Annotated in this window: 6 protein-coding genes; all 6 read right to left on the bottom strand. The window is 61.4% G+C overall.

Annotation, left to right across the window (positions count from 1 at the left end; genetic code table 11):
* Nucleotides 1-1,001, bottom strand: a 1,001-nt coding sequence (purD, locus tag DBR24_RS18675; protein ID WP_256591632.1) for a phosphoribosylamine--glycine ligase, incomplete at its 3' end; no start/stop codon positions are given.
* A 171-nt stretch (nucleotides 1,002-1,172) separates the two neighbouring features.
* Entirely contained in the window at nucleotides 1,173-2,780 is a 1,608-nt protein-coding gene (purH, locus tag DBR24_RS18670; RefSeq protein WP_128615480.1) for a bifunctional phosphoribosylaminoimidazolecarboxamide formyltransferase/IMP cyclohydrolase, read from the bottom strand.
* 82 nt (nucleotides 2,781-2,862) lie between these two features.
* Entirely contained in the window at nucleotides 2,863-3,183 is a 321-nt protein-coding gene (fis, locus tag DBR24_RS18665; RefSeq protein WP_002555375.1) for a DNA-binding transcriptional regulator Fis, read from the bottom strand.
* Nucleotides 3,180-4,190: a tRNA dihydrouridine synthase DusB gene (gene dusB, locus DBR24_RS18660; protein WP_128615479.1), complete on the bottom strand. Its 1,011-nt coding sequence runs from the start codon at nucleotides 4,188-4,190 to the stop codon at nucleotides 3,180-3,182. Before dusB ends, fis begins: the two co-directional genes overlap by 4 nt.
* Before the next feature lie 185 nt (nucleotides 4,191-4,375).
* The gene (locus tag DBR24_RS18655) at nucleotides 4,376-5,662 is read right to left on the bottom strand and encodes a DUF3426 domain-containing protein (RefSeq protein ID WP_128615478.1); all 1,287 of its coding nucleotides are present in this window, start codon (nucleotides 5,660-5,662) and stop codon (nucleotides 4,376-4,378) included.
* A gap of 30 nt (nucleotides 5,663-5,692) precedes the next feature.
* Nucleotides 5,693-5,881: 50S ribosomal protein L11 methyltransferase (locus tag DBR24_RS32835; RefSeq protein WP_256591631.1), on the bottom strand; the 189-nt coding region annotated here is incomplete at its 5' end.

Genomic DNA, 5,881 nt, shown 5'->3' with positions numbered 1-5,881 from the left:
ACGATGCCGACGCTCGGACGTGGGTCCCACTGTGCTTCAACCTTGTCCAGCGCTTGCGCCAGAGCGGCTTCGACCAGCAGCACCAGGCTCGACTGCAGACGCAGCATCACCGGTTGGGTTTCCGGATCGCCGAAGCGGCAGTTGAACTCGATGACCTTCGGATTGCCGGCCTTGTCGATCATCAGACCGGCATACAGGAAACCGGTGTAGACGTTGCCTTCCTCAGCCATGCCGCGCACGGTCGGCCAGATCACCAGATCCATCACGCGCTGGTGCACGTCAGCGGTGACCACCGGGGCAGGGGAGTAGGCACCCATGCCGCCAGTGTTCGGGCCGCTGTCGCCGTCGCCGACACGTTTGTGGTCCTGGCTGGTGGCCATCGGCAGGACGTTCTTGCCGTCGACCATGACGATGAACGAGGCTTCTTCGCCGTCGAGGAATTCTTCGATGACTACGCGGGAACCGGCGTCGCCGAACGCGTTGCCGGCGAGCATGTCACGCACCGCGTCTTCGGCTTCGGCCAGGGTCATGGCAACGATCACGCCTTTACCGGCGGCCAGGCCATCGGCCTTGATCACGATCGGTGCGCCTTTCTCCCGCAGATAGGCCAGGGCCGGCTCGATCTCGGTGAAGTTCTGGTAGTCGGCCGTCGGGATCTTGTGACGGGCGAGGAAGTCCTTGGTGAAGGCTTTCGAACCTTCCAGCTGTGCAGCGCCGGCGGTCGGACCGAAGCAGTCCAGGCCACGGGAGCGGAACAGATCGACCACACCCGCCACCAGTGGCACTTCCGGACCAACGATGGTCAGGGAAACGTTTTTCTCGGCGAAGTCGGCCAGTTGCTCAAGGGCCAGTACGTCGATGGCGACGTTTTCGCACTTGGCTTCAATCGCGGTACCGGCGTTGCCCGGCGCGACAAAAACCTTCTGCACACGCGGATCCTGAGCCACTTTCCAGGCCAGGGCGTGTTCACGGCCACCGCTGCCAATGATCAAAATGTTCAAAGAAAGACTCCTTCGGAGAAGCTGCAAGCTACAAGCTGCAAGTGAAAGCCCATGGGGGCTTCTCAGATGCAACTTGTGGCTTTGAATTAGTGTGGCTGCCAGTTGCAAGTAGAACGACGAGTGTCCGCTTTTTCTTGCAGCTTGCAGCTTGAGGCTTGTAGCTGCCGCAACTCAGTGACGGAAGTGGCGCATGCCGGTGAAAACCATCGCAATCCCTGCCTCATCGGCAGCGGCAATCACTTCAGCATCACGCATCGAGCCGCCCGGCTGGATCACCGCCGTGATACCGACCTTGGCCGCGTTGTCCAGACCGTCGCGGAACGGGAAGAACGCGTCCGATGCCATCACCGAACCAGCCACTTGCAGACCGGCGTGTTCAGCCTTGATCGCGGCGATACGTGCCGAGTTGACGCGGCTCATCTGGCCGGCGCCGACGCCGATGGTCTGACGGTTCTTGGCGTAGACGATGGCGTTGGACTTAACGTACTTGGCCACTTTCCAGGCGAAGATCAGGTCGTTGATTTCCTGTTCGGTCGGGGCGCGCTTGGTCACGACCTTCAGCTCATCGGCGCCGATCATGCCGATGTCGCGGCTCTGTACCAGCAGGCCACCGTTGACGCGCTTGTAGTCCCACGCCGGAGCGCGGTCAGCCGACCACTCGCCGCAGGCCAGCAGGCGCACGTTGGCTTTGGCCGCGACGATGGCGCGGGCTTCTTCGCTCACGCTTGGGGCGATGATCACTTCCACGAACTGACGCTCGACGATGGCCTTGGCGGTCTCGGCATCCAGCTCACGGTTGAAGGCGATGATGCCGCCGAAGGCTGATTCGGTGTCGGTGGCGTAGGCCAGTTCGTAGGCCTGACGGATGCCGCCCTCGGCGTCCGGGCTCACGGCCACGCCGCACGGGTTGGCGTGCTTGACGATCACGCAGGCCGGTTTGACGAAGCTCTTCACGCATTCCAGCGCGGCGTCGGTGTCGGCCACGTTGTTGTACGACAGCTCTTTGCCCTGCAGTTGGGTCGCGGTGGCAATGCCGACTTCGGCAGGCTTGGCTTCCACGTAGAACGCCGCGCTCTGGTGCGGGTTCTCGCCGTAGCGCATTTCCTGAGCCTTGATGAACTGGCTGTTGAAGGTGCGCGGGAATTCGCTGCGACCTTCGGTGCTCAGCACGTCGGCAGCCTGATTCACGGTGCCCATGTAGTTGGCGATCATGCCGTCGTAGGCGGCGGTGTGTTCGAATGCCTTGAGCATCAGGTCGAAACGCTGCGCGTAGGTCAGGCCGCCGGCCTTGAGGTTTTGCAGAACGTTGGCGTAATCGCTGGCATTCACCACGATCGCCACGTCTTTATGGTTTTTCGCTGCCGAACGAACCATGGTCGGGCCGCCGATGTCGATGTTCTCGATCGCGGTCGGCAAGTCGCAGCCTGGTTTGTTGATGGTGGCTTCGAACGGGTAGAGGTTAACGGCAACCAGGTCGATCGGCTTGATACCGTGCTCGTTCATGATCGCGTCGTCGATCCCGCGACGACCGAGGATCCCGCCATGGATTTTCGGGTGCAGGGTTTTCACCCGACCGTCCATCATCTCAGCGAAACCGGTGTAATCCGCGACTTCCACTGCGGCAACACCGTTGTCGCGCAGCAGCTTGAACGTCCCGCCGGTGGAGAGGATCTCGACGCCCAGAGCTTCGAGCTCCCTGGCGAATTCGAGGATCCCGGTCTTGTCGGAAACGCTGATCAAGGCGCGGCGGATCGGCAGGCGGGTAGTCTGGTCGGTCATCTCAATTTCCATCAAAAGCAAAGGAAGTCAGCAAAAAAGGCGACCGGTTTTACGCGGGCGCCTTTCTGGTTTGATTGAATGCTTACAGCAGATCGTACTGCTTGAGTTTCTTGCGCAGCGTGCCGCGGTTGAGTCCGAGCAGCTCACTGGCCTTGGTCTGGTTGCCCTTGACGTAGTTCATCACGCTTTCGAGCAGGGGAGCCTCGACTTCGGAGAGCACCAGGTTGTACACATCCGTGACGGACGCGCCCTCAAGGTGGGCGAAATAATTGTGCAGCGCCTTCTCGACACTCCCGCGAAGGGTCTGGCCTTCTTCGCTCGGGGTATTGAGGTGCTGTTTCAAATTCACGTTGTCGCTCACGGGTGTTGTTCCACTCACTAAAGTCTCGGTCATCATCGTCATGCGGCCACCCCTTCTTCGTCCCCTGTCAGGCTCTTGTAACGCTCGGCGAAAAACTCCCGAACGTTGGCGCATTGTGTTTCCGTACCATCCAAACGATTGAAGTGGGCGCGAAACTCCTTGGCGCCCGGCAAGGTTGCGAGATACCAGCCCACATGCTTGCGGGCAATACGGACGCCCATCACATCCCCATAGAAGGCGTGAAGTGCGGCCAGATGCTCCAGCAGGATGTGTTCCACTTCGATCAGCTCCGGTGCCGGCAATTTCTCGCCGGTACGCAGGAAGTGGTCGATCTCACGAAAAATCCATGGCCGCCCCTGGGCGGCACGGCCTATCAACAGGCCATCGGCACCGGTCGCGTCGAGCACGTAACGGGCCTTTTCCGGCGAAACGATGTCGCCATTGGCAAACACCGGAATCGACACGGCCTGCTTGATCGCGGCAATCGTGTCGTACTCGGCTTCACCGGTATACAGATCGGCGCGAGTGCGGCCATGCACTGCCAGCGCGGTGATCCCGGCCTGCTCGGCGATCTTCGCCACGGTCAAGCCGTTCTTGTTGTCGCGATCCCATCCGGTGCGGATCTTCAGGGTGACCGGCACATCGACCGCAGCCACCACGGCCTGCAGGATCTCGGTCACCAGTGCTTCATCTTTCAGTAACGCGGAGCCGGCGGCCTTGTTGCAGACCTTCTTTGCCGGGCAACCCATGTTGATATCAATAATCTGTGCGCCCAGCTCGACGTTGGCCCGGGCCGCCTCCGCCAGCATCTGCGCGTCGCCACCGGCAATCTGTACCGAGCGTGGCTCGGGATCGCCTTCGTGGATCATGCGCATGCGCGACTTGCGGGTGTTCCACAGGCTCATGTCACTGGTGACCATTTCCGAGACTACAAGCCCTGCGCCCAAACGCTTGCACAGCTGACGAAAGGGCTGGTCGGTGACCCCCGCCATCGGGGCGAGAATCAAGCCGTTCTGCAATGTGTATGGGCCGATGCGTACCGCCGACATAGGACTTCCCTGAAGTGGGGCCGGATCATGAGAGTTCGAAAAAGGGTTGGCATGATACCCGCTCTCGATGACTGGATAAAGGCTGAATTGAACAAAATCTGAACAGTTATTCTGTTATCGCCAGCGGTTTGGTTGGCCGCGGCGCAGTCAGAAAACCGCCGTCAATGCAGAATCGGTGAAGCGGTTCACTCCGGGGAGTGAAAACTCAGGCTGTAATTCACCGCTTTCGGGCCTGGGTCGAGAATATCCAGCGCGATGTGGATCGGTGTTTGTGGTGGCATTTCCGCCAGCCCTTCGAGATCGCCACTGAGGTATTCGCCGGGTTTGAAGCGACGACTGGCTATCAGATGGCCATTGAGGTCGGCAAAGCGCAGCTCCAGCAGCGGAAACGGCTGGGAGAACGTCGCCCGGTTATAGATGATCGCATCGACCACCAGTGCGCCGCTGAACTCCGGGTGGCTGCGCACCACCAGGTTGCTGCTCTTGATTCTGGCGATGTCGACTTTGGATGGCACCGTGCAGCCAATTTGCGGGCAGACCTGCTGAAACCAGGGGCGGTACTGATCCTGCCGCGCCAGCTCATCGAAATGATAGGCAATGTATTGGCCGGCAAGGCCGCCGGCCGCCAACAGCACCAACAGCAGCCAGAGCAGGCGTCGGCCCCAGGGCGAGCGGCGCTTTTGCCAGTCCAGTTGTAGCGGATCGTCGGTCAGGTCCTGCAGGACTTCAGCGCGCACGCCCGGTTCGGCGCGTTCACGCTGTTTGCGCAAAGGCTCGACCGCTGGCAGATCGTCCTCATCGCTGTCGTCGCTGGCGGACAAACGTTCGCGGCGGGCATGTGGATCAATCGGATCGTGCAGGCGCAGTTGCGGGATCGCCGGTTCGTCGTCCAGGTCCACCGGTTCCAGCGACAGCGAAGGTTCGGTGCGCGCAGGCTTGAGTGGTTCTGGCTCGACAATCTCGGATTCGGCAGCGAGCTCGGGCTCATGTTCGGGCAAATGCTCGTCGTCGCGAGCGCTGAACAGGCTGTCGCGCCATACCGGTTCATCGGTTTCGTGGTTGTCACGGCGGGCGCTCAAGGCGTCTTCCCGCGGGCGACCGAATTCCGTGGTCGGCTGGATTTCACGTTGCTCGAGGCGGGCGAGTTCTTCGTCCAGATCGAGGCTGTCGAGGTCCAGATCCGAGGCGCTCCATTGCTTTTGGCTGATGGCGCGTGGTGCGGGTGTTTCGGCGACGGACGGAGGTTCTGCCGCAGGCGTTGGTGCCGGGCTCGGCGCCGGTTCGCCCAAGGGGGGCGCGACCGGTGTCACCGCGTCCTTGCCGGCGTGTTGCTCAAGCAGCTGTTTGGCGGCGTTGAACACTTGCAGGCAGGAGCCGCAGCGAACCACCCCGCGGGCCACGCTCAATTGAGCATGGCTGACACGGAAGCTGGTTTGGCAATGCGGGCACTGGGTGACGAAACTGTCGGTCATGCGGCGATCCGGATTATGCAGGCGGACATATTAGCGCCGACGGCCGGTGATGCGCACCCAGCCATCGCGATTGGCGATCGGGTCGAGATCGAAGTCCTGTGCATAAGCGGCGGCCACTTCATCACCTTGTTCGGCGAGGATACCCGACAGCGCCAGACGTCCACCGGACTTGACCAGCCCGGACAGCTGCGGCGCCAGAGAAACCAGCGGGCCGGCGAG

It is taken from the genome of Pseudomonas sp. HMWF006 (assembly GCF_003061205.1).
GTDB classification, from domain to species: Bacteria; Pseudomonadota; Gammaproteobacteria; order Pseudomonadales; family Pseudomonadaceae; genus Aquipseudomonas; species Aquipseudomonas monsensis.
Note: the sequence above shows the minus strand (reverse complement) of the source record. Positions and strands in the feature narration are given on the sequence as shown.

What these genes read in the sequence shown, in the direction of transcription:
- purH (WP_128615480.1), bottom strand. Translation starts at nt 2,780, where the DNA reads ATGACCGACCAGACTACCCGCCTGCCGATCCGCCGCGCCTTGATCAGC.
- fis (WP_002555375.1), bottom strand. Translation starts at nt 3,183, where the DNA reads ATGACGATGATGACCGAGACTTTAGTGAGTGGAACAACACCCGTGAGC.
- dusB (WP_128615479.1), bottom strand. Translation starts at nt 4,190, where the DNA reads ATGTCGGCGGTACGCATCGGCCCATACACATTGCAGAACGGCTTGATT.
- DBR24_RS18655 (WP_128615478.1), bottom strand. Translation starts at nt 5,662, where the DNA reads ATGACCGACAGTTTCGTCACCCAGTGCCCGCATTGCCAAACCAGCTTC.